Consider the following 20,298-nt stretch of genomic DNA (forward strand, 5'->3'; position numbering starts at 1 on the left):
GCCGCGGCGGTTTGCATCCGGGCCCGCCGCTGCGGCGTCCGCAACGGCGGGCCCGGACGGACCTACTCGTCGGGGACCTGCCGGTCGTCGGCCGCGGCGCGGTGGCCCTCCTCGCCCTCCGCGTGCTGCCGGTCCTCGGACTTGATGTGATGCAGCGGGGTGTTGTGCGGCTCCTCCGACTCGTAGTGCGGCTCGTCCAGCACCACGTCGGTGAAGATGTCGGTCACCAGGAACAGCACCCCGCCCGCGGCCATCAGCCCCAGTCCGGAACCGATCAGCCACCAGTTCACGCCAAGCGAAATCCCGATTCCGCCGACCAGGAATCCGACGAAGAACACCCCCACGGCGACCCACGAGGCCGTGCGGCCCCGGTGGGTGTTGGTGGGCGCGAAGTCCCCGCCCGCACCCTGGTAGCCGCGGATGTAGCGGTGGGGTGTGCGCCCGCGTTTCGCGCGCCCCCCGCCCCGACCGCCGGTGGTCCGGGTCCGGGACTCGGAACCCTCGCCGTCCGTCATCACGGCACCCCCCGGTCCAGTTCGGTGTGCACGATTCCCTCATGGGCGGGATAACCGGATCCGCGGGCCCCAAACGGTCCCCTTACCGGGGGCGACGTGTCCGTGACGGTGCTGTGACCATCCGTGAGTGCACCGCGGGGCGGAACCGTCGCCTAAGATGGAAAGCTGGGGGTCAAGGATCCGTCCCGCCTCCAGACGCGGGCCCAGATCTGCGAGGAGCGCATAAGAAGTGCCAGCCATACTCGACAAGGTCCTCCGCGCAGGTGAGGGCAAGATTCTGCGCAGGCTCAACAAGCTGAAGGACCAGATCAACTCGATCGAGGACGACTTCGTCGATCTCAGCGACACCGAGCTGCGCGAACTCACCGACGAGTTGCGCGAGCGCCGCAAGGACGGCGAGTCGCTCGACGACCTGCTGCCCGAGGCCTTCGCCGCTGTGCGCGAGGCCGCCACGCGCACGCTCGGCCAGCGCCCCTTCGACGTCCAGCTCATGGGCGGCGCGGCACTGCATCTCGGCAACATCGCCGAGATGAAGACGGGTGAGGGCAAGACGCTGACCTCGGCCCTCGCCGTCTTCCTCAACGCGCTGTCCGGCGACGGCGTGCACGTCGTGACCCCCAACGACTACCTGGCCAAGCGCGACGCCGAGAACATGGGCCGCATCTACCAGTTCCTCGGCCTCAGGGTCGGCGTGCTGGCGCCCGAGATGGCGCGGACCGACCGCCAGGCCGCCTACGCCGCCGACATCACCTACGGCACCAACAACGAGTTCGGCTTCGACTACCTGCGCGACAACATGGCCATCTCGCTGGAGGAGACGGTCCAGCGCGGCCATCCGTTCGCGATCGTCGACGAGGTCGACTCCATCCTCATCGACGAGGCCCGCACCCCGCTGATCATCAGCGGCCCCGCCGAGCAGAACTCGAAGTGGTACGCCGAGTTCGCGAAGATCGCCCCCCGCCTGCGCCGCGACGCCGACTACGAGGTCGAGGAGAAGAACCGCACGGTCGGCATCACCGAGAGCGGTGTGGCCAAGGTCGAGGACTACCTCGGCATCGACAACCTCTACGAGTCGGTGAACACGCCCCTCATCAGCTTCCTGAACAACGCCATCAAGGCCAAGGAGCTGTACCGGCGCGACAAGGAGTACATCGTCAAGGACGGCGAGGTTCTCATCGTCGACGAGTTCACCGGCCGCGTGCTGCGCGGGCGCCGCTACAACGAGGGCATGCACCAGGCGATCGAGGCCAAGGAGCGCGTCCAGATCAAGGACGAGAACCAGACCCAGGCCAAGATCACCCTGCAGAACTACTTCCGCCTCTACGACAAGCTGTCCGGCATGACCGGTACGGCCGTCACCGAGGCCGCGGAGTTCAACCAGACCTACGGCATCGGCGTCGTGCCCATCCCTACGAACAAGCCGATGATCCGCGCCGACGAGCGCGACGTGATCTACAAGGGCGAGGACGCCAAGTTCGAGGCCGTCGTCGACGACATCGCCGAGTGCAACGAGAAGGGCCAGCCGGTCCTGGTCGGCACCACCAGCGTCGAGAAGTCCGAGCTGCTGTCGAAGATGCTCAAGCGGCGCGGCATCGACCACGAGGTCCTCAACGCCAAGAACCACGCCCGTGAGGCCTCGATCGTCGCCCGGGCCGGCAAGCTCGCCGGGGTCACCGTCGCCACGAACATGGCCGGCCGCGGAACCGACATCATGCTCGGCGGCAACCCCGAGTTCATGGCCGACGAGGAGCTGCAGCGGCGCGGCCTGAGCCCGCTGGAGACTCCGGAGGAGTACGAGGAGGCCTGGCCCGAGGCGCTGGAGAAGGCGAAGAAGGAGGTCGAGAGCGAGCACGAGCAGGTCGTCGAGGCCGGCGGGCTCTACGTTCTGGGCACCGAGCGCCACGAGTCCCGGCGCATCGACAACCAGCTCCGCGGCCGCTCCGGCCGCCAGGGCGACCCCGGCCTCTCGCGCTTCTACCTCTCGCTTGAGGACGACCTCATGCGGCTGTTCAACAGCGCGCGGGTCGAGCTCATCTACGACCGGCTGAACATCCCCGACGACCAGCCCATCGAGTCCAAGGTCGTCACCAAGGCCATCCAGTCGGCGCAGGCCCAGGTCGAGGCGCAGAACTTCGAGATCCGCAAGAACGTCCTGAAGTACGACGAGGTCCTCAACCGCCAGCGCAAGGTCATCTACGCCGAGCGCCACAAGGTCCTCGAAGGCGCCGACCTGCAGGAGCAGGCCGCGGGCATGCTCGACGACGTGCTCGACGGCTACGTCCGCGCCGCCACCGCCGAGGGTGACGCCGGCGACTGGGACCTCGACCGGCTGTGGAAGGCGTTCAAGCAGATCTACCCGATCAGCTTCAGCGTCGACGACCTGATCGAGGACAACGGCGGCGAGCTCACCACGCTGACGCCCGACATCATCTCCGCCCGCGTGCTGGAGGACGCCCACGAGGCCTACCAGCGGCGCGAGGAGGAGCTGGGCTCCGAGGCCATGCGCGAGCTGGAGCGCCGCGTGATCCTCGAGGTCATGGGCCGCAAGTGGCGCGAGCACCTCTACGAGATGGACTACCTCCAGCAGGGCATCGGCCTGCGGGCCATGGCCCAGCGCAACCCGCTGATCGAGTACCAGCGGGAGGGTTTCGACATGTTCCAGGAGATGCTCGAAGCCATCAAGGAGGAGTCCGTCGGCTACCTCTTCAACGTCGAGGTGCAGGTGCGCGGCAAGACCAGCGCGTCGGTCACCCCGGCCAGCGCCGCGGTCGCCGCCGCGGGCACCGGCGGCGCGGTCGTCACAGCCACGCCGGCCGAGGGCTCCGCGGGCGCCGTGAAGACCGGCGAGGAGCCGGAGGACGAGGTCGGCGCCGAGTCGGCCGGTCTGGAGCCCGAGGACGTCGCCGAGGCCGAGGCCGCCGCCGACCGCGAGGCCGCGACCGACGAGGACGCCGTCGACGACGGCGGCGAGGAGCTCGTGGTGCCGGGCTTCGGCCAGAGCCGCCCGAGCCGCCTCCAGTACTCCGCGCCCTCGGAGGACGGGGGGGTCGACACCCGCACCGAGACCGTCGAGGACGCCTACGCCGGCGCTTCGCGCAATGCCCCGTGCCCCTGCGGGTCGGGCAAGAAGTTCAAGAAGTGCCACGGGGACCCGCGCAACCGCGCCTCCTAGCGAGGGCGCAGAGCGGGCCCGGCATCCGACGGTGACGGCCGCGGCCGGAGTGGGAGAACTCCGGCCGCGGCCGTCACCGGTTCGCTGGTCCGTTTGCTGCGGCCGTCCCGCCGCCCGGAAGGCGGATCCCGCAGGAAGCTCCTCACGCGGGATCCGCCCGGCTCACCCGCATGCGGGCGCCCGGCAGGGCACGGACCGGTCAGCGCCGCCGGGCCTTATCCGGCGGGCGGCCCCGCTTCAGCCGGCGCCTTTTCCTCCGTCGGCCGTGCCCGCGCCGCTCGACGCAGTCGCGCCGCTCGACGCACCGGCGTCGTCCGAGGCGTCGGGGTTCGCGGCGACCGACGCCTGCTCCTCCGCGGGCTCGCGGCCCGGGGTGGGCAGGTTCAGGCGCGTGATCAGGAAGTAGAAGATCACGTAGTACAGCCCGGCGTAGACCACACCCATCAGCAGGATCCACACCAGCCCTGTGGTGTTCGACTTGAAGGCGTTGAGCCCCATGTCGATGAGGCCCGCCGAGAACCCGAAGCCGAGATGGGCGTCCAAGGCGTTGAGGATCGCCATCGATATGCCGGTGAGCACGACGTGCACCACGAACAGCACCGGCGCGATGAAGATGAACGCGAACTCGATCGGTTCGGTGATCCCCGTGACGAAGGCGGTCAGCGCCGCCGAGATCATGATGCCTCCGACCGCGGCGCGCTGGGTGGGGTGGGCGGCGCGCCACATCGCGAAGGCGGCCGCGGGCAGCCCGAACATCAGGACCGGGAAGAACCCGGCGAGGAAGCCTCCCGCAGTGGGGTCGCCGGCGAGGTAGCGGTTGATCTCGCCGTGGAAGACGTCGCCCGTCTGGGGGTCGGTGTAGCTGCCGAACACGAACCACACCACGGAGTTGACGATGTGGTGCAGGCCGAAGGGCAGCAGGAGGCGGTTGACGACGCCGTAGACGCCGGCGCCCACGGCGCCCGAGCCGACGATCCACTCGCCGAGGCCGTTGATCCAGCCGCCGACGGTCGGCCAGACGAAGCCGAACACCACGGCCACCAGCAGCGAGGCCACGGCGGTGATGATCGGCACGAAGCGGCGGCCGCCGAAGAAGCCCAGCCAGGTGGGCAGTTTGATGCGGTAGTAGCGCTGCCACAGCAGGGCGGCGAGCAGGCCGATGACGATGCCGCCGAGTACGTCGGTGGGGTTCTTCACGCCCCAGTTGAGGATCTCGGTCCCCGCCTCGTCGTAGGTGGTCACGGTGCCGCGCAGTTCACCGCTGGGGTCGAAGTTGAAGAACATGTACTTCGTGACGCGGTCGAAGACGGCGTAGCCGACGACCGCGGCCAGCGCCGTGGAGCCGTCGGCGCGCTTGGCGAAGCCGATGGCCACACCCACGGCGAACAGCAGCGGCAGCGCCTGGAAGAGCGCGTCGCCGGCGGTGCCGATGACACCGGCCACGGGCTCCATCCAGCCCATGCCGGAGGCATCGGCGAGGCCGCCGGGTTCGGGGCCGTTGCTGCCGAGCATGTCGCCCTGGCCCAGGCGCAGCAGGATCGCCGCCGCCGGCAGGACGGCGATGGGCATCATCAGGCTGCGGCCGATGCGCTGCAGCACTCCCAGGACTTTCGAGGACGAGCCTGCGGCCGGTGGGCCGCCGGTGGCTGCCGAAGTGGAACTCACGGTTCCTCCCAGTTGGAACGGGTCGGATGGTGTGCGTACGCGCGGACGCGTGCGCGGTGGGGCCGGGCGGTGGTCAGGAGCCGCCCGGACGTCGGGGGTCGAGGCGCGAGTGCAGCGTGTAGCGGTCGGCGCGGTACCGCGAGGTGGCCATTTCCACGCAGCGGCCGTTGGCGAAGCTGCGGCGCCGCATGGACAGCACGGGGCTGCCCTGGGGGAGGCCGAGGAGCTTGGCGTCGGCGGGGTCGCAGACGCCGGCCTCGATCGTCTGCTCACCGGAGTCGAGGATGATCCCGTACTCCTGCTCCAGCACGGCGTAGAGCGAGCGGCCGGCCAGGGAGTGCCGGTCGAGTCCGGGGGCCAGGTCGACGGGGATGTTGGAGCGCTCCACGGCCATGGGCTCACCGTCGGCGGTGCGCAGGCGCTCGATGTGGTGGACCGGCGTCTCCGGCGCGAGGCCCATGGCCCGCGCGGTGCTGCCGCTCGCGGGCAGGACGCGGCGAACCAGGTCCTGGGCGCCGGGGCGGTAGCCGCGGGCGCGCATGTCCTCGGTGAACGACGCCAGCGCCAGCGACATCTCGATCTTGGGCCGGGCAAGGAACGTGCCCTTGCCCGGGACCCGGTAGAGCTTGCCCTCCGAGACCATCAGGTCGATGGTCTGGCGCACCGTCATCCGGGACAGCCCGTAGCCCTGGCCGAGTTCGCGTTCCGAGGGGATCGGGTCGTCCACCGACAGGCCGGTCTCCACGATCCAGTCCAGCAGCAGGTCCCTGAGCTGTGAATACTTGGGGACGGGGCTCGTGGGGTCGATCGCCATTGAGGTCGCCTGTTCGGTCGTGTGAGATTCTGGTATGACTGGTATAGGCCGGACTAGACCACAGCTCCGCCACGCGTGTCAACATGTGGACCGCGGCACCGTCGGTGGCATCCGGCGACCTGCCGTATCCGCTGGCCACAACGGCGTGTCGGCGCCGAGACGGACCCGAGGGAAGACATCTGATGACTACGACCGCGAGCGTCATGCGCTCGGAGATCGCCGAGCAGCCCCAAGCTCTGCGGGCGACCCTGGATACGCTGCTGCCGCTCATTCCGGAGATCGCGGCCCTGGGCCGGGAGACCCGGCAGGTGCTGTTCGTCGCCCGCGGCTCCTCCGACAACGCCGCCGTCTACGGCAGCTACCTCCTCCAGGCCCATTCCGGGCGCCTGGCCACCCTGGCCTCACCCTCCATCGCCACCACCTACGGCGCCAAGGTCGACCTGTCCGGGGTACTCGCCGTCGCCATCTCCCAGTCGGGCCGCACCGAGGAGATCGTCGACACCATGGCCTGGGCCGCCGAATGCGGCGCCCGCACGGTCGGCATCACCAACGGCGAGGGCTCTCCGCTGACCCGAGCCGCCGACGTCGCCATGGTCACCCGCGCCGGCACAGAACTGGCGGTCCCCGCCACCAAGACCTACACCACCCAACTGGCGGCGCTGGCCGTGCTCGCCCTCGGCCTGGGCGCCGACCTGGACCCCGCCGAGCTGCAGGCCGTCCCCGACGCCATCGACCAGATGCTCGCCCGCCCGACCGACGACACCGACGCCATCGCCGAGCGCCTCGTGGGCGTGCAGGGCGCCGTCGTCTCCGGGCGTGGCATGGCCTTCTCCACCGCCCTGGAGGCCGCGCTCAAGCTCAAGGAGGCCTGCTACCTGCACGCCATGGGCCTGTCCTACGCCGACCTGCTGCACGGACCCATCGCCGTGGTCGACCGCTCCACCCCCGCGCTGCTGACCGCCGCCGGCTCCGGCCCCACGCTGGAGGGCACCGTGGCGCTGGCGGAGCGCGTCACCGCCGCGGGCGCCCCGGCTTACGGCATCGGCGGCGGCCCGGCGCTCGCCGAAGCCTGCGACCTCTGCGTGCCGGCCCCCGAGCTGCCCGAGTGGCTCGCCCCCATCTCGCTCATCGTCCCCGCCCAGCTGATCACCGAGCGGCTGGCCCGGCGGCTGGGCTACGACCCCGACGCCCCGCGCGGCCTGGGGAAGGTCACCCAGACCTCCTAGCCGACGCGACCCGGGCACCGGGTGGGCGGCGCCCGCGGTGCCGCTTAAGCTCGAATCGTCCCCGGCGCCACGGCACCCCCGGTCGCGGGTACTCCGCGAACCGGCCGGGCACCGGACCACGCACGACCGAACTGGAGGAACACATGGCCGACAAGGCAGCGGCGATCGTCGCCGGGCTCGGCGGCGCCGGCAACATCGAGGACATTGAGGCCTGCATCACCCGGCTGCGCACCGAGGTCGGCGACCCGGCCAAGGTCGACGAGCCGGCGCTCAAGGCGGCCGGCGCGCACGGCGTGCTGATCTCCGGCAACGTCGTCCAGGTCGTGGTGGGACCCGAGGCCGACGCGCTGACCGACGACATCAACGACCTGCTCGACTGACCCGTTCGGTCCGGCAGACACCACTCACCGGGCGCGGTCCGCCGCCGGCGGCCGCGCCCCGTCCGCAGGAGGTGCCGCGTGCTCCAAGTGCTCTCCCCCGTCCCCGGGACCGCCGTCGCCATGTCGGAGGTCGCCGACCCCGTCTTCGCTCAGGGCATGGTCGGCCCCGGCGCGGCCGTGCGGCCCGCGCCGTACCTGCAGGAGGCCGCCGCCCCGGTCGGCGGTCGCGTCGCCAAGCTCCACCCGCACGCGTTCATGGTGGTCGCCGAGACCGGGCGCGGCGTGCTCGTGCACCTGGGAATCGACACCGTCAAGCTCGACGGCGCCGGGTTCGACAAGCTCGTCGAGGAGGGCGCGCACGTCGAGGCCGGCACCCCCGTCATCCGGTGGAACCCGGCCGAGATCGAGGCACGGGGGCTGTCCTCCGTCGTGCCGGTCGTCGCGCTGGACGCCGACACCGCCGCCGTGGGCGCGCCCGCCGAAGGGGAAGTCGCGGCCGGCGACGCGTTGTTCACGTGGTCATGACGGCGATCGACGACACCGCGCCGCGCGCCGCCCTCTTCGACCTCGACGGAACGCTGATCAACAGTGAGCCGCGCTCCATGCAGGTGTGGTCGCGGCTGCTGGACATGCACAACGTCCCCCACGACGAGAGCACCCTGCACCGCTTCATGGGACGCCGCGGAGCCGACGTGCTCAACGAGGACCCCCACCTGTTCCCCGGCGTCACCTGGGACGTGCTTCTCGCCGAGCTGCAGATGATCCAGGCCTCGCCCGACCTCCCCGACTCGCAGGTGCTGCCCGAGTCGGTGCGGTTCCTGTACCGCCTGCACGCTGACGGCGTCCCCTTCGGCCTGGTGACCTCCGCGGGCCGCGGGTGGGCCCGCATCGCCCTGGACCGCCTGGGCGTGCTGCCGATGTTCCGCGGCCTGGTCACCGCCACCGACGTCGCCGAGGGCAAGCCCGCCCCCGAGGGCTACCTCAGCGGCGCCCGCCTGCTGGGCGAGGACCCCGCGCGCATCGTGGTGTTCGAGGACACCCCCGCCGGGATCGAGGCCGGGCGGCGCGCCGGCATGCGCGTCGTCGGCATCACCACCACCCACGAGTCCGCGGTTCTGGACGAGGCCGATCTGGTGGTCGACCACCTCACCGAGGTCGACTGGCCCCGGATCGCCCGCCGGGTGCGCCCCGGGGAGCAACCGCAAGACGAGCAGTAGCAATCCGAAGAAAGGTGCCTCCGTGGCGCAACGCCGAGTCACAGTCCAGTCCGAGGTCGGCCTGCACGCCCGCCCCGCCGCCCTGTTCGTCGAGGCCGCCGCCAAGGGCGGCTCCGAGGTGACCGTCGCCAAGGGCGACGGCGCCCCGGTCTCGGCCAAGAGCATTCTCGCCGTGATGAGCCTCGACGTCCGCAACGGCGACGAGATCGTCATCACCGCCGACGGCCAGGACGCCGAGGCGCTGCTCGACCGGCTCGCCGAGATCGCCGACGCCGGTTAGGTGGAGAGAAGCATGCCGCAGACGCTCAAAGGCGCCGGGGTCAGCCCCGGTGCGGGCTACGGACCCGCCAAGCGGCTGGTCCGCGAGATCCCCGATCCGGATCCCGACGCCGGGCACGGCGGCGACCCCGCCGCCGAAGCCGAACGCGCCGTCGGCGCGATGGAGGAGACCGCCCGGGACCTGACCGATCGCGGCGAGGCCGCCGGCGGCGACGCCGCCGAGGTGCTCAATGCCCAGGCGCTCATGGCGCGGGACCCCGCCCTCGCCGACGATGTGCGCAAGCGCGTGGAGGAGGGCGCGTCGGCGGCGCGGGCCGTCTCCGAGGCGATGGCGGTCTACCGGCGGATGCTCGCCGGGGCAGGGGACTACCTCGCCGCCCGCGTCGCCGACCTCGACGACGTCCGGGACCGGATCGTGGCCCGCCTGATGGGCGCACCGGTGCCCGGGATCCCCGAATCCGACGCCCCCTTCGTGCTGGTCGCCGAGGACCTCGCGCCCGCCGACACCGCCGCGCTCGACCCCGAGCGCGTCGTCGCGTTCGTGACCCGTGAGGGAGGGCCGACGAGCCACACCGCCATCCTCGCCCGTGCGCTGGGCCTGCCCGCCGTGGTCGCCTGCCCCGGCGCCGAGACGGTCGCCGAGGAGACGATGGTGCTGGTCGACGGCGCCACCGGCGAGGTCGCCCTCGACCCCGACGCCGCGGCCGTCGAGGCCGCCACCGCCGCCTCCGCTGCCCGTGCCGCCGCGGCGGCACGCAGCACCGGGCCCGGCCGGACCGCCGACGGGCACGCGGTGCCGCTGCTCGCCAACATCGGCGGCCCCAAGGACCTGCCCGCCGCGCTGGAGAACGGCGCCGAGGGCGTGGGGCTGTACCGCACCGAGTTCCTCTTCCTCGACCGCGCCGACGCCCCCGGTCACGACGAGCAGGTCGCGGCCTACCGGGCGGTGCTGGAGGCGTTCCCCGGCGGTCGGGTCGTGGTGCGCACCCTGGACGCCGGCGCCGACAAGCCGCTGGAGTTCCTCCCGGCGGGCGAGCCCGAACCCAACCCGGCGCTGGGGGAGCGCGGGCTGCGGATGATGCGCCGGCTGCCCCGGACCCTGGACGCCCAGTTGTCGGCATTGGCCGAGGCCGGACGGGACACCGGTGCCTATCTGCAGGTCATGGCGCCCATGGTGACCGACGTGGCCGACGCCGAGTGGTTCGCGGCCGCCGCGGCCAAGACCGGTATCCAGCACGCCGGTGTGATGATCGAGGTGCCCGCCGCGGCGCTGCGGGCCCGCCACATCGCCGACCACGTGGACTTCTTCAGCATCGGGACCAACGACCTGACGCAGTACACGTGCGCGGCCGACCGCGAGACCGCGGGCCTGGGGCGCTTCCAGGACCCGTGGCAGCCCGCGGTGCTGGACCTGGTGGCGGCCTCGGCCGCCTCCGCCGCCGACGCGGGCCGCAGTTGCGGCGTGTGCGGCGAGGCGGCGGCGGACCCGCTGCTCGCCTGCGTGCTCGCCGGGCTCGGGGTCACCAGCCTGTCCATGGGCGCTCCGGCCCTGCCGCTGGTGCGGGCCGCCCTCGCCCGCGCCGAACTCGCCCAGTGCCGCGCCGCCGCCGAGGCGGCCCGCGCCGCCCGGAGCCCCGAGGCGGCCCGCGCCGCGGCGGCCGAGCGGCTTCCCGGGCTGGCCGAGCTGGGGCTGTAGCCCTCCCGGTGCGCCGCCGACCGCGGGTGCGGTCGGCGGCGGGCGGTTCCCCCGGCGGCCCCGGAGCCGTGAGGGGGCGCCTCCCCACGTTCCGCCGCACGCCGCGGCGCGCTCGCGCGGTCGGGCCAGGCGCTATCGTGGGGCGGGCCGCGATCCGCCGCGGGCACACTCCCTGCGCGCGCCCCTGCGCGCCGCCGCGCACAGCGCCCCGGCTTCGCGACCTTCCCCCTCCGTACCGCCGCCCCGCCGTGTCCGCCCCCGGAAGGTCCGCATGCCGCTTCGCCGCCTGTCCGCGCTGCTGGGAACCGCTGTACTGGCGCTGGTCCCCGCCATGTCCGGGTGCACCTCGGGCTCCGCACCGTCCGGCTCCCCCTCCGGCTCCCCCTCACCCTCCGCGTCGGCGTCCGACTCCGCCGCGGCCGAAAGAGCCCGCGAGCGCCTTTCCGGGATGTCGGTCGAGGAGAAGATCGGCCAGCTGATGGTGCTGCTCGCCGAGGGGACCACCGCAGAGGAGAGCGCCGGCCTGGTCTCCGCCTACAACCCCGGCGGGCTGATCTACTTCCCCGAGAACCTGTCCGGGGCCGAGCAGATCGCCCGCATGTCCAACGGGCTGCAGCGCACCGCCGCCGACAACGGCGCCGGGGTCCCCCTGTTCCTCGGCATCGACCAGGAGCAGGGGATGGTGTCCCGGCTGCCGGTGGGCACGCGCTTCCCCGACGCGATGGCGGTCGGCGCCACCCGCGACACCGCCCACGCCGAGGCGCTGGCCGGAGCCACCGCCGAGGAGTTGACGGCGCTGGGCATCAACCTCGACTACGCGCCGGTGGCCGATACGAACACGAACCCGGACAATCCCGTAATCGGCATCCGCTCCTTCGGTTCCGACCCCGACCTGGTCTCCGAGATGGCCGCGGCCGAGGCCGCCGCCTTCGGTGCGGGCGGCGTTGTGCCGGTGGTCAAGCACTTTCCCGGCCACGGCGACACCGATGTCGACAGCCACACCGGGCTGCCCGTCATCGACAAGCCGCGAGATGAGTGGGAGAAGGAGGACCTTCCGCCGTTCCGCGCCGCGGTCGAGTCCGGTGTCGACGCGATCATGACGGCGCACGTGCTGATGCCCGCACTCGACGACTCCGGCGAGCCGTCGACGCTCTCGCCCGACGTCATCGGCGGCGTCCTGCGCGACGAGCTCGGCTACGACGGCATCGTCACCACCGACGCGCTGAACATGGAAGGCGTCCGCCAGACGCATTCCGACGGAGAGGTCGCGGTGCGCGCCGTCCTGGCCGGAGCCGACCAGCTGCTGATGCCGCCCGACCCGCAGGCGGCATTCGACGCGCTGCGCAATGCGGTGCGCAAGGGGCGCATCAGCACCGAGCGGCTGGACCGGTCCGTCCTGCGCATCCTCACCGCCAAGGCCGAACGCGGCCTGTTCGGCGCCGAACCCGCCGACGCCGCCGGCGCCGAGGCGGCGGTCGGCACGCAGGAGCATCGCGCGGCCGCGCGCGCCCTCGCCGAGGACTCGGCGACCCTGCTGCGGAACAAGGGCGGCGTGCTGCCGCTGGATGCGGATGCGACGGTGAGCGTCACCGGCTCCGGCGCCGAGGATATCGGCGCGGGTCTGGAGGAGCTGGGCTACACGGTCACCGCCGATCCGGCCTCCGCCGACGCCGCCGTCGTCGGCACGCTCAGCGCGCGCGGCGACGCGGAGCAGCTGTCGCTCGTCTCGGCCGCCCGGGAGTCGGGCACCCCCGTGGTGGTCGTCGCGCAGGGCACCCCCTACGACATCACCGACCTGGGCGCGGTCGACGGCTATCTGGCCACCTACTCGTCGGTGGACGCCTCCCGCTCGGCGGCGGCCCGCGTCCTCGCCGGCGAGGTGGCCCCGGCGGGCAGGCTGCCCGTGGGCATCCCGGGGACTGACCTGGACTTCGGCGACGGGCTGTCCTACTGAGACCCGCCGGGGGCGCCGGGGGCGCCCGCCCCGGCGCCCCCGAGCGTTCGGAGCGGCTCGCCCCCTACGGCCGCCGCCTGGTCTCCTGGCGGGCCAGGGAGCGCAGGTGCACCTCGTCGGGGCCGTCGAAGATCCGCATCGCCCGCGCGTGGGCGTACATCTCGGCCAGCGGGAAGTCGTCGCTGACCCCGGCGCCGCCGTGCACCTGGATCGCGCGGTCCAGGACCTCGACCGCCGCCCGCGGCGCCGCGACCTTGATCGCCGAGATCTCGGTGCGCGCCTCCTTCGTACCGCGGTTGTCGATCAGCCAGGCCGTCTTGAGCACCAGCAGCCGCGCCTGCTCGATGGCCAGCCGCGACTCCGCGATCTGCTGCTGGACCACGCCCTGCGCGGCCAGCGGCTTGCCGAAGGCCTCCCGCTGGCCGGCGCGGCGCACCAGCAGCTCCAGCGCCCGCTCGGCCATGCCGATCGCCCGCATGCAGTGGTGGACGCGGCCCGGGCCCAGCCGGGCCTGGGCGATCGCGAAGCCCTCTCCCTCGCCCGAGACCAGGTTGCCGGCAGGCACCCGAACGTCGGTGAACCGCAGTTCGCAGTGGCCTTCCTGGTCCTGGTAGCCGAAGACGGGCAGCGCACGCACGATCTCCAGACCGGGGGTGTCGCGGGGGACCAGGATCATCGACTGCTGCCGGTGCGCGGGAGCCCGGGGATCGGTCTTGCCCATCACGATGAGGACCTCGCACCGCGGGTCCGCCGCACCGCTGATCCACCACTTGCGCCCGTTGATCACATACTCCTCGCCGTCGCGGACGATCGAGGTGGCGATGTTCGCGGCGTCGGAAGAGGCCACATCGGGCTCGGTCATGGCGAACGCCGACCGGATGCGCCCGTCGAGGAGCGGCTCCAGCCACCGCTCGCGCTGCTCGGCGGTGCCGAACATGTGCAGCACCTCCATGTTGCCCGTGTCCGGTGCCGAGCAGTTCAGCGCCTGGGGGGCCAGGACCGGCGAGCGGCCGGTCAGCTCGGCCAGCGGCGCGTAGTCGGTGACGCTCAGGCCGCCCACGTCCGGCAGGAACAGGTTCCACAGTCCGCGACTGCGCGCCTCGGTCTTCAGGTCCTCCACGACCGCCGGCAGGTCGTGGCTGTCCCGCCCGGCCTCGGCGCGCTGCCGGTGATAGACGGGTTCGGCCGGATAGACGTGCTCGTCCATGAACGACTGCAGCTCGGCCAGGCGGTCGCGGGCGGTGGCGCTGAGATCGAAGTCCATGACCGCAGTATGCCATCAGACCGACTGGTCGGTACCGTGTGGGCGGCGGTCTGTGCGTACCGCCCCGCCCCGCGCGGTCCGCGGCGACCGATCGCCCGGGGGGTTGGCGGGGCCCCGGCCAGGGAAGAAACCGTCCCCCGGCGCGGTCCGACACAGGCCGCGCCGGACGAGGCGCCCGGGCAGGGCGCACCACGAGGGACGGAGGGCGAGTATGACCACCGCGTGCCGTGCGATCATCACCGACTGGGGAGGGGTGCTGACCACCCCACTGCGCGAGACCATCACCGCCTGGCTGGCCGACGACGGCATCGACGACGCGCGCTACCGCGACGTCATGCGCTCCTGGGTCCAGGGCGCATACGCCGGAGGATCCGTCGACGGCAACCCGATCCACGCCCTGGAACGCGGCGAGCTCGCGACCGCCGAGTTCGAGCGCATCCTCGCCGCCGAGCTGCGGCTGGCCGACGGCGGCCCCGTGCCCGCCTCGGGCCTGATCAAGAGGATGTTCTCCGGCTTCCACCCCGTCGATGAGATGTACGCGGCACTGCGCCAGGCCCGTGGCCAGGGCGTGCGCACCTGCCTGCTGTCCAACTCATGGGGCAACGGCTATCCCCGCGACCGGTTCGGCGAGGCCTTCGACGCCGTCGTCATCTCCGGCGAGGTGGGCATGCGCAAGCCGGAGGAGGCCATCTTCCGGCACGCGGTCGAGCTCGTCGGGCTGGCGCCGCAGGAGTGCGTGTTCATCGACGACATCGAGCACAACGTGCACGCGGCGGTCGACCTGGGCATGGTCGGCATCCTGCACAGCGACCCCGTCGATACGCGGGAGCGGTTGGCCGAAACCTGCGGTATCGAGCTGGACGCCATGCCCTTCTGATCACCGGGGCGGATCGGGGAGCCGGCGGCCCGCGCCGCCGGCTCCCCTCCCGGATCGCCCCGCCGCGCCCCCGCGGGTGCGCTGCGTGCCGCGCGCGGGAGCCTCTGGCACACTTTCGATGGCACTCCCCACCGCCGGCACACCCGGCATACCCTGCACTGGCCACGCGAGACGACCCGCGGGACGACGATGCGCATCTACCTGCCCAGCACCTTCCCCGGCCTGGCCGAGGTCCTCGACTCCGGCGGCCTCGGCGAGCCGCCGCTCACCGCGTTCGCCGTCACCGAGCGGCTGGCCGGTCCGCAGGGGGCGCAGGACGACGAGGAGCTGGAGTACGAGGCGCTGAGCTGCGCCGCCGACGCGTCACTGCGGCTGCTGTCGGCCGACCCCGCGGCACCCCGCCGCCGCGCCGTCCTCGCGGTCGAGGCACCCGACGCGGCGGTCGGGCCGGCCGGCGACCACGCCGGTCACCCGGCCGCGGTAGTCGTCACGGCCACGCTTGCACTCAAGCGCGTCGCCGCCGTGCACGTCGACGCCCCCGACGCCGAGGACGCCGTCGCCGCCGCCGCGGCGGACGGCCCTGCCCACGGCGGCGAGACCGGCGCGCCGGCGGAGCACGAGCTGCTCTGGTACGCCACCCAGGAGCTGCCCTACCTGCTCGGCCGCAGCTGAGCGGCGTACGCCGCCCGACGATTAGCGCCCCCTGCCGAGCGGGTATGGACCATCCCGCGGCGCAGCCGGGGTCAGGGCGCTCGCCCCGCATCCGCCCGGCTCCGGGCCCGCCGCCGCACCCGGAACAGGGAGGCAGTGCGATGGATGCCGTGACCGACGTCCCCGTCCCCGTCAACGAGCCGAACCTGGCCTACGCCCCCGGGAGCCGCGAGCGGGTCGTGCTCGAAGCGGAGATCGCACGCCAGTCGGCCGAGGAGACCGAGCTCCACCAGGTCATCGGCGGCGAGCGCGGCCTCGGCGCGGGCGAGCCGGTCCCGGCGCTCAAGCCGCACGGCCACGCCCACGTCCTGGGCCGGATGGGCAACGCCACGCCCAGCGAGGTGCAGCGGGCGATCGCCGCCGCCCGCGCCGCCGCCCCGGCCTGGCGGGCGATGTCCTTCGACGACCGCGCGGCCATCCTGCTCCGCGCCGCCGACCTGCTGGCGGGCCCCTACCGCGCCCAGGTCAACGCCGCCACCATGCTCGGCCAGTCCAAGTCCGTCTGGCAGGCCGAGATCGACGCCGCCTGCGAGCTGATCGATTTCTGGCGGTTCAACGTCCACTTCGCCCGGAGCCTCTACGCCGAGCAGCCCCTGTCCGTGCGCGGCGTGTGGAACCGCCAGGAGCTGCGGCCGCTGGAGGGCTTCGTCCTGGCGATCACCCCCTTCAACTTCACCGCCATCGCCGGCAACCTCCCCACCGCACCGGCGCTGATGGGCAACGTCGTGGTGTGGAAGCCCGCACCCACCCAGACCTACTCCGCGCACTTCGTGATGCGCGTGCTGGAGGAGGCGGGGATGCCGCCCGGCGTGGTCAACATGGTCACCGGCGACGGCCATGCGGTCTCCGAGATCGCGCTCACCCAGCCCGACCTGGCCGGGATCCACTTCACCGGCTCGGCCGCCACGTTCCAGCACCTGTGGCGGACCACGGGCGAGCACATCGCCGAGTACCGCTCCTACCCGCGCATCGTCGGCGAGACCGGCGGCAAGGACTTCGTCGTCGCCCACTCCTCGGCCGACCCCGACGTCCTGCGCACCGCACTGATCCGCGGCGCCTTCGAGTACCAGGGCCAGAAGTGCTCGGCCGCCTCGCGCGCCTACATCCCGCGCAGCGTGTGGTCGCGGATGCGCGGCAGCCTGCTCGACGAGGTCGGCAGGCTGACCATGGGCGACGTCACCGGCGACGTTTCGACGTTCATGGGCGCCGTCATCGACGACCGCTCCTTCGCCAAGAACTCCGCCGCGCTCAAGCGTGCCCGCGACACGGACTCGATCACCGTCCTGGCGGGCGGCGGGGCCGACGACAGCGTCGGCTACTTCGTCGAACCCACGGTTCTGGAGTGCGACGACCCCGAGGACGAGGTGTTCCGCACCGAGTACTTCGGCCCGATCCTGGCCGTGCACGTCTACGACGACTCCCGCTACGAGCAGGTCCTCGCGCAGATGGCCGACGTCGCGCCCTACGCCCTGACGGGGGCCGTCATCGCCCGCGACCGCGCAGCCGTCGCGAAGGCCGACGCCGCGCTGCGGTTCTCCGCCGGCAACTTCTACATCAACGACAAGCCCACCGGGTCGATCGTGGGCCAGCAGCCGTTCGGCGGCGCACGCGCCAGCGGCACCAACGACAAGGCGGGCTCACGCTTCAACCTGGCACGCTGGGCCAGTCCGCGCGCCATCAAGGAGACGTTCGACCCGCCCACCGACTGGCGCTACCCGCACATGGGCTGACCCGGCCCCCGCGGCCGGGCGGAGCCGTGCCGCCGCCGCGGCGGGTCAGGCCTCGGCGAGCAGCCGGCGCACCGCCTGCAGGTCCTCCCGGGCGCGCTCGGCTGCCGAAGCGGCCTCGCTGCGGAGGCCGCGGTACTCGGCGGCGCCCTCCTGCACCTTGTCGCGCAGTCGGCGGCGGGCGCTGGCCACCGCGGTCGCGGCGTCGGCGGCGCCGCTGCGGCCCCGGTAGACGAACAATCCGGCCGCGCCCAGCGCGGCCGCGGGCGCGACCCAGAGCCACGGTGCCGCACCGGAGACCGCGACGAGCACGGCCAGCACGACGGCGGCGCCGGCGGCGATCCCGGCGTAGACGTAGGGGCGTCGCTCGGGCGCGTACGAGGCCTCCAGGGCCGCCTCGGCCTCGCGCAGCGACGCGTCGTCCGCGCCCTGGGGGGTGATGCGCATCCGCTGCCCGTGGTAGGCGACCTCGGCGCCTTCAGGCAGCGGCTCGGCGGCCGCGCTCGCCAGGTCCTCGGCGGCCGAGGCGACGACCGTGCCGTACACGCCGACCGCCAGCGCCCGCCGCGCCCGCGGGGCGAGCATGCTGGTCGCGTCGGCGCGCAGCAGCTCCAGCGTGTGTCCGGCCGGGTCGGTCCAGGCGGGGGCGGGCTCGTCGGGCGACGCGGTCCCGCTGCTCTCGATGACGGCGCGCAGCTGGTTCGCCCGCGCCAGGTGCGGGGCCTCCTCCGAGGTCCCCTCACCGACGAGCATCCGCAGCGTCTCGGCCGCTTCGTCGTCGAGCCGCGGCCGGTCCGGCTGCTCGCCGGCGCCGCCGCCGGGCCGCTCCAGCACCTCCTCCAGCCACGTGCGCAGCGCGGAGAGCCGCCCCGCCGCCTCCAGCTGCTCGCGGCCGGGCCGGCCCTCCAGCGCCTTCGTCGGCGCGGGCGGCCTCGGGGCGGACACCGCCGACGTCCAGAACTCCGGGCCCGCCGCGGGATCCTGCCCCCGCTCGGCGCGGCGCGCCGCCTCCTGCGCCAGCCCGGCCACCAGTGCCCTGGCGTCGGCGCCCAGCAGGCCGTCGGCCGCCGCCACCCACAGCGCCCGCTCGTAGCGACAGACGCGCTCCGGCAGCTCCTGGAGGACCTTGGGCAGGATCCAGTCGGCCATCAGCGGCGCCTGGTCGGGGGCGGCCGCAGCGGTGCCCAGCAGTGCGAAGGTGCCCGCGCGCAGCGCGTCGGCGCCCGCGGCCTCGGCCACCAGCGAGCGCGCCTCCCCCGTGTCGCCGCGCACGGCGGCGGCCAGGCCGCGCGAGGCCGGGCAGAGCCAGTAGCCCGCCGCCCGCTGCACGGTCGCGGCGTCGCCGCCGGCGGCGCCCTCCAGCAGGCGGTGGGCGCGGTAGCGGACGGCGGCGGGGCCGGGGAAGGCCGCCAGCAGCGCGCGGACGTCGCTGAGCTCCACGAACGCGTCGAAGGAGGTCGAAAGCCGGTCGAGCCGCTGCTCCAGGCTGCCGCGGATACGGCGCATCTCCGAGTTCAGCCGGGCCTGCGTCCGCGAGATCTGCGCGTCGAGCGCGGTGATGGCGTCGTTCTGCCTGCGGTTGTGCGCGTCGGTCAGAAAGGCGTTGTCGGGGGGCAGGTCGTACACCATGGGGATGGCCTCCGCAGGCGGGTCGCCGGGGTCTGGGGTGGACTACTGTGATTGGGACGCGGTACCGGGGCCGGGCGTTCCCGCCTCGCCGCGGCCTCCGTGCGGCGGCGGGCGGGCGGTTCCGGCGCGAGGAACAACTGTGATGAAATGCCCGCACGCCCATTTCCTCTGAGGAGACTGTCATCAGCCGGCTGGTGTTGTGGAATATCGACCTCACGCTCGTCGATGTCGCCCAAGTGACCCGTGCGGCCTACGCCGAAGCGTTCGAGCAGGTCACCGGTACGCCGCTGGTGTATCTGGCCTCCACGGGCGGCCGCACCGACTCCGAGATCTTCTTCGAGTTCCTGGCGCGCAACGACGTGCGCCTGGAACCGGGTGAGGAACCGCTGTCCGACTTCGTCGACGCCCTGGGCGAGGCGTTCGCGCGCCGCCGCGACCAGCTCACGGCGCGCGGACGGCCCATGCCCGGCGCTCAGGAGGCGGTGGCGGCCGTCGCCCGCCTGGAGGACACGGTGCAGACCGTCGTCACCGGCGCGATCATGGCCAACGCCGTTGCCAAGCTCTCGGCTTTCGGCCTCGACGGCTATCTGGACCTGAGTATCGGCGGTTTCGGCTCGGAGCACTATCCGAAGGCGAGTCTCATCCAGTTCACCCGCATGCGCGCGGCACAGGCCCACGGCTACGACTTCCCGGAGTCGGCCACCGTCTACATCACCGACTGCCCGCGCGACGTCGAGGCCGCCATCATCGGCCACGCCACCCCGATCGCGGTGGTCAGCGGGTCGGCCACCGAGTCCCAGCTGCGCGCCGCCGGCGCCAAGCACGTGCTGGAGGACCTCACCGACACCGTGCGGCTGGTAGGCGCGGTGCGTGAGGCCACCGGCGCCGCCACGGCCTGAGAGACCGCCGCGGCTCCCAACCCCGTTGATCTTGTAGCTATCGTGAAGGAAAGCGATTTCCGTTTGCGATGGCTACAAGATCAACGGGGACATTGCGCAATCCACTCCTAATCCCCGAAACGCACAGTTAACGGTGTTGATCACAAAACCGCGGTACTCGAACCAGTAACCTGGGCCGCGGCGGGGTCGGACAACGACGTCCGACCGCAGAACCGCACCTGTGCGCACAGGTTTCCCGCGCCGGCGATCCGGAGAGCGGGGACACGACGGGGC

At 72.9% G+C, this 20,298-nt stretch carries 17 protein-coding genes; 12 read left to right on the plus strand and 5 right to left on the minus strand.

All coding sequences use genetic code 11. The features are described 5' to 3' along the window. Positions 1–62 precede the first annotated feature (62 nt). Entirely contained in the window at positions 63–515 is a 453-nt protein-coding gene (locus RM446_RS05735; RefSeq protein ID WP_311544060.1) for a hypothetical protein, read from the minus strand. Between the two features lie 229 nt (positions 516–744). Here RM446_RS05735 and secA point away from each other — a divergent pair, with 229 nt between their 5' ends. Then, complete coding sequence (secA, locus tag RM446_RS05740; protein ID WP_311544061.1) at positions 745–3,687, plus strand: preprotein translocase subunit SecA; 2,943 nt, start codon at positions 745–747, stop codon at positions 3,685–3,687. Between the two features lie 237 nt (positions 3,688–3,924). Here the strand turns inward: secA and RM446_RS05745 are convergent, their stop codons facing one another. Then, on the minus strand, positions 3,925–5,352 hold the full coding sequence (locus RM446_RS05745) for a PTS transporter subunit EIIC (protein ID WP_311544062.1): 1,428 nt from the start codon (positions 5,350–5,352) through the stop codon (positions 3,925–3,927). 73 nt (positions 5,353–5,425) lie between these two features. Then, positions 5,426–6,166: a GntR family transcriptional regulator gene (locus RM446_RS05750; RefSeq protein WP_311544063.1), complete on the minus strand. Its 741-nt coding sequence runs from the start codon at positions 6,164–6,166 to the stop codon at positions 5,426–5,428. Positions 6,167–6,348: 182 nt separating this feature from the next. On the opposite strand from RM446_RS05750, the gene RM446_RS05755 reads away from it, so the two are divergent. The 7 genes from RM446_RS05755 to RM446_RS05785 all read left to right on the plus strand — a co-directional run bounded on the left by RM446_RS05755 (position 6,349) and on the right by RM446_RS05785 (position 12,918). Continuing rightward, positions 6,349–7,392: an SIS domain-containing protein gene (locus RM446_RS05755; RefSeq protein ID WP_311544064.1), complete on the plus strand. Its 1,044-nt coding sequence runs from the start codon at positions 6,349–6,351 to the stop codon at positions 7,390–7,392. Positions 7,393–7,523: 131 nt separating this feature from the next. Continuing rightward, positions 7,524–7,772 (plus strand): PTS glucose/sucrose transporter subunit IIB, encoded by a 249-nt coding sequence (locus RM446_RS05760; RefSeq protein WP_311544230.1) that lies wholly within the window; start codon positions 7,524–7,526, stop codon positions 7,770–7,772. Between the two features lie 78 nt (positions 7,773–7,850). Continuing rightward, positions 7,851–8,297 carry a PTS sugar transporter subunit IIA gene (locus tag RM446_RS05765; protein ID WP_311544065.1) on the plus strand — a complete coding sequence of 149 codons (447 nt, stop codon included), beginning with the start codon at positions 7,851–7,853 and terminating at the stop codon, positions 8,295–8,297. Further along, positions 8,294–8,989 carry an HAD family hydrolase gene (locus tag RM446_RS05770; protein WP_311544066.1) on the plus strand — a complete coding sequence of 232 codons (696 nt, stop codon included), beginning with the start codon at positions 8,294–8,296 and terminating at the stop codon, positions 8,987–8,989. The genes RM446_RS05765 and RM446_RS05770 overlap by 4 nt, the downstream gene beginning before the upstream one ends. A 22-nt stretch (positions 8,990–9,011) precedes the next feature. Next, positions 9,012–9,269, plus strand: coding sequence for an HPr family phosphocarrier protein (locus tag RM446_RS05775; protein WP_311544067.1), 258 nt, complete (start codon positions 9,012–9,014; stop codon positions 9,267–9,269). A 12-nt stretch (positions 9,270–9,281) separates the two neighbouring features. After that, positions 9,282–10,964, plus strand: a complete 1,683-nt coding sequence (ptsP, locus tag RM446_RS05780; RefSeq protein ID WP_311544068.1) for a phosphoenolpyruvate--protein phosphotransferase — start codon at positions 9,282–9,284, stop codon at positions 10,962–10,964. 271 nt (positions 10,965–11,235) lie between these two features. Continuing rightward, the gene (locus RM446_RS05785) at positions 11,236–12,918 is read left to right on the plus strand and encodes a glycoside hydrolase family 3 protein (protein WP_311544069.1); all 1,683 of its coding nucleotides are present in this window, start codon (positions 11,236–11,238) and stop codon (positions 12,916–12,918) included. Between the two features lie 64 nt (positions 12,919–12,982). Here RM446_RS05785 and RM446_RS05790 read toward each other — a convergent pair whose 3' ends face one another. Further along, positions 12,983–14,182 carry an acyl-CoA dehydrogenase family protein gene (locus RM446_RS05790; RefSeq protein WP_311544070.1) on the minus strand — a complete coding sequence of 400 codons (1,200 nt, stop codon included), beginning with the start codon at positions 14,180–14,182 and terminating at the stop codon, positions 12,983–12,985. A 211-nt stretch (positions 14,183–14,393) separates the two neighbouring features. Here RM446_RS05790 and RM446_RS05795 point away from each other — a divergent pair, with 211 nt between their 5' ends. From RM446_RS05795 to pruA, 3 genes are all read left to right on the plus strand, one after another. Beyond that, complete coding sequence (locus RM446_RS05795; protein WP_311544072.1) at positions 14,394–15,059, plus strand: HAD family hydrolase; 666 nt, start codon at positions 14,394–14,396, stop codon at positions 15,057–15,059. 189 nt (positions 15,060–15,248) lie between these two features. Then, entirely contained in the window at positions 15,249–15,731 is a 483-nt protein-coding gene (locus RM446_RS05800; RefSeq protein ID WP_311544073.1) for a DUF6912 family protein, read from the plus strand. Between the two features lie 140 nt (positions 15,732–15,871). Further along, positions 15,872–17,500, plus strand: a complete 1,629-nt coding sequence (pruA, locus tag RM446_RS05805; protein ID WP_311544074.1) for an L-glutamate gamma-semialdehyde dehydrogenase — start codon at positions 15,872–15,874, stop codon at positions 17,498–17,500. A 45-nt stretch (positions 17,501–17,545) separates the two neighbouring features. On the opposite strand, the gene RM446_RS05810 is transcribed toward pruA, so the two are convergent. Next, a complete protein-coding gene (locus tag RM446_RS05810) occupies positions 17,546–19,126 on the minus strand; it encodes an ATP-binding protein (protein WP_311544075.1) in 1,581 nt (526 codons plus the stop codon). 197 nt (positions 19,127–19,323) lie between these two features. On the opposite strand from RM446_RS05810, the gene RM446_RS05815 reads away from it, so the two are divergent. Continuing rightward, on the plus strand, positions 19,324–20,025 hold the full coding sequence (locus RM446_RS05815; RefSeq protein ID WP_311544231.1) for an HAD family hydrolase: 702 nt from the start codon (positions 19,324–19,326) through the stop codon (positions 20,023–20,025). Positions 20,026–20,298: the final 273 nt, after the last annotated feature.

Source organism: Streptomonospora wellingtoniae, from assembly GCF_031845375.1.
In the GTDB taxonomy this organism is placed as follows: Bacteria; Actinomycetota; Actinomycetes; order Streptosporangiales; family Streptosporangiaceae; genus Streptomonospora; species Streptomonospora wellingtoniae.

What these genes read in the sequence shown, in the direction of transcription:
- RM446_RS05770 (WP_311544066.1), top strand. Translation starts at nt 8,294, where the DNA reads ATGACGGCGATCGACGACACCGCGCCGCGCGCCGCCCTCTTCGACCTC.
- RM446_RS05735 (WP_311544060.1), bottom strand. Translation starts at nt 515, where the DNA reads ATGACGGACGGCGAGGGTTCCGAGTCCCGGACCCGGACCACCGGCGGT.
- RM446_RS05755 (WP_311544064.1), top strand. Translation starts at nt 6,349, where the DNA reads ATGACTACGACCGCGAGCGTCATGCGCTCGGAGATCGCCGAGCAGCCC.
- ptsP (WP_311544068.1), top strand. Translation starts at nt 9,282, where the DNA reads ATGCCGCAGACGCTCAAAGGCGCCGGGGTCAGCCCCGGTGCGGGCTAC.
- RM446_RS05800 (WP_311544073.1), top strand. Translation starts at nt 15,249, where the DNA reads ATGCGCATCTACCTGCCCAGCACCTTCCCCGGCCTGGCCGAGGTCCTC.
- RM446_RS05795 (WP_311544072.1), top strand. Translation starts at nt 14,394, where the DNA reads ATGACCACCGCGTGCCGTGCGATCATCACCGACTGGGGAGGGGTGCTG.
- RM446_RS05810 (WP_311544075.1), bottom strand. Translation starts at nt 19,126, where the DNA reads ATGGTGTACGACCTGCCCCCCGACAACGCCTTTCTGACCGACGCGCAC.
- RM446_RS05790 (WP_311544070.1), bottom strand. Translation starts at nt 14,182, where the DNA reads ATGGACTTCGATCTCAGCGCCACCGCCCGCGACCGCCTGGCCGAGCTG.
- RM446_RS05785 (WP_311544069.1), top strand. Translation starts at nt 11,236, where the DNA reads ATGCCGCTTCGCCGCCTGTCCGCGCTGCTGGGAACCGCTGTACTGGCG.
- RM446_RS05750 (WP_311544063.1), bottom strand. Translation starts at nt 6,166, where the DNA reads ATGGCGATCGACCCCACGAGCCCCGTCCCCAAGTATTCACAGCTCAGG.
- pruA (WP_311544074.1), top strand. Translation starts at nt 15,872, where the DNA reads ATGGATGCCGTGACCGACGTCCCCGTCCCCGTCAACGAGCCGAACCTG.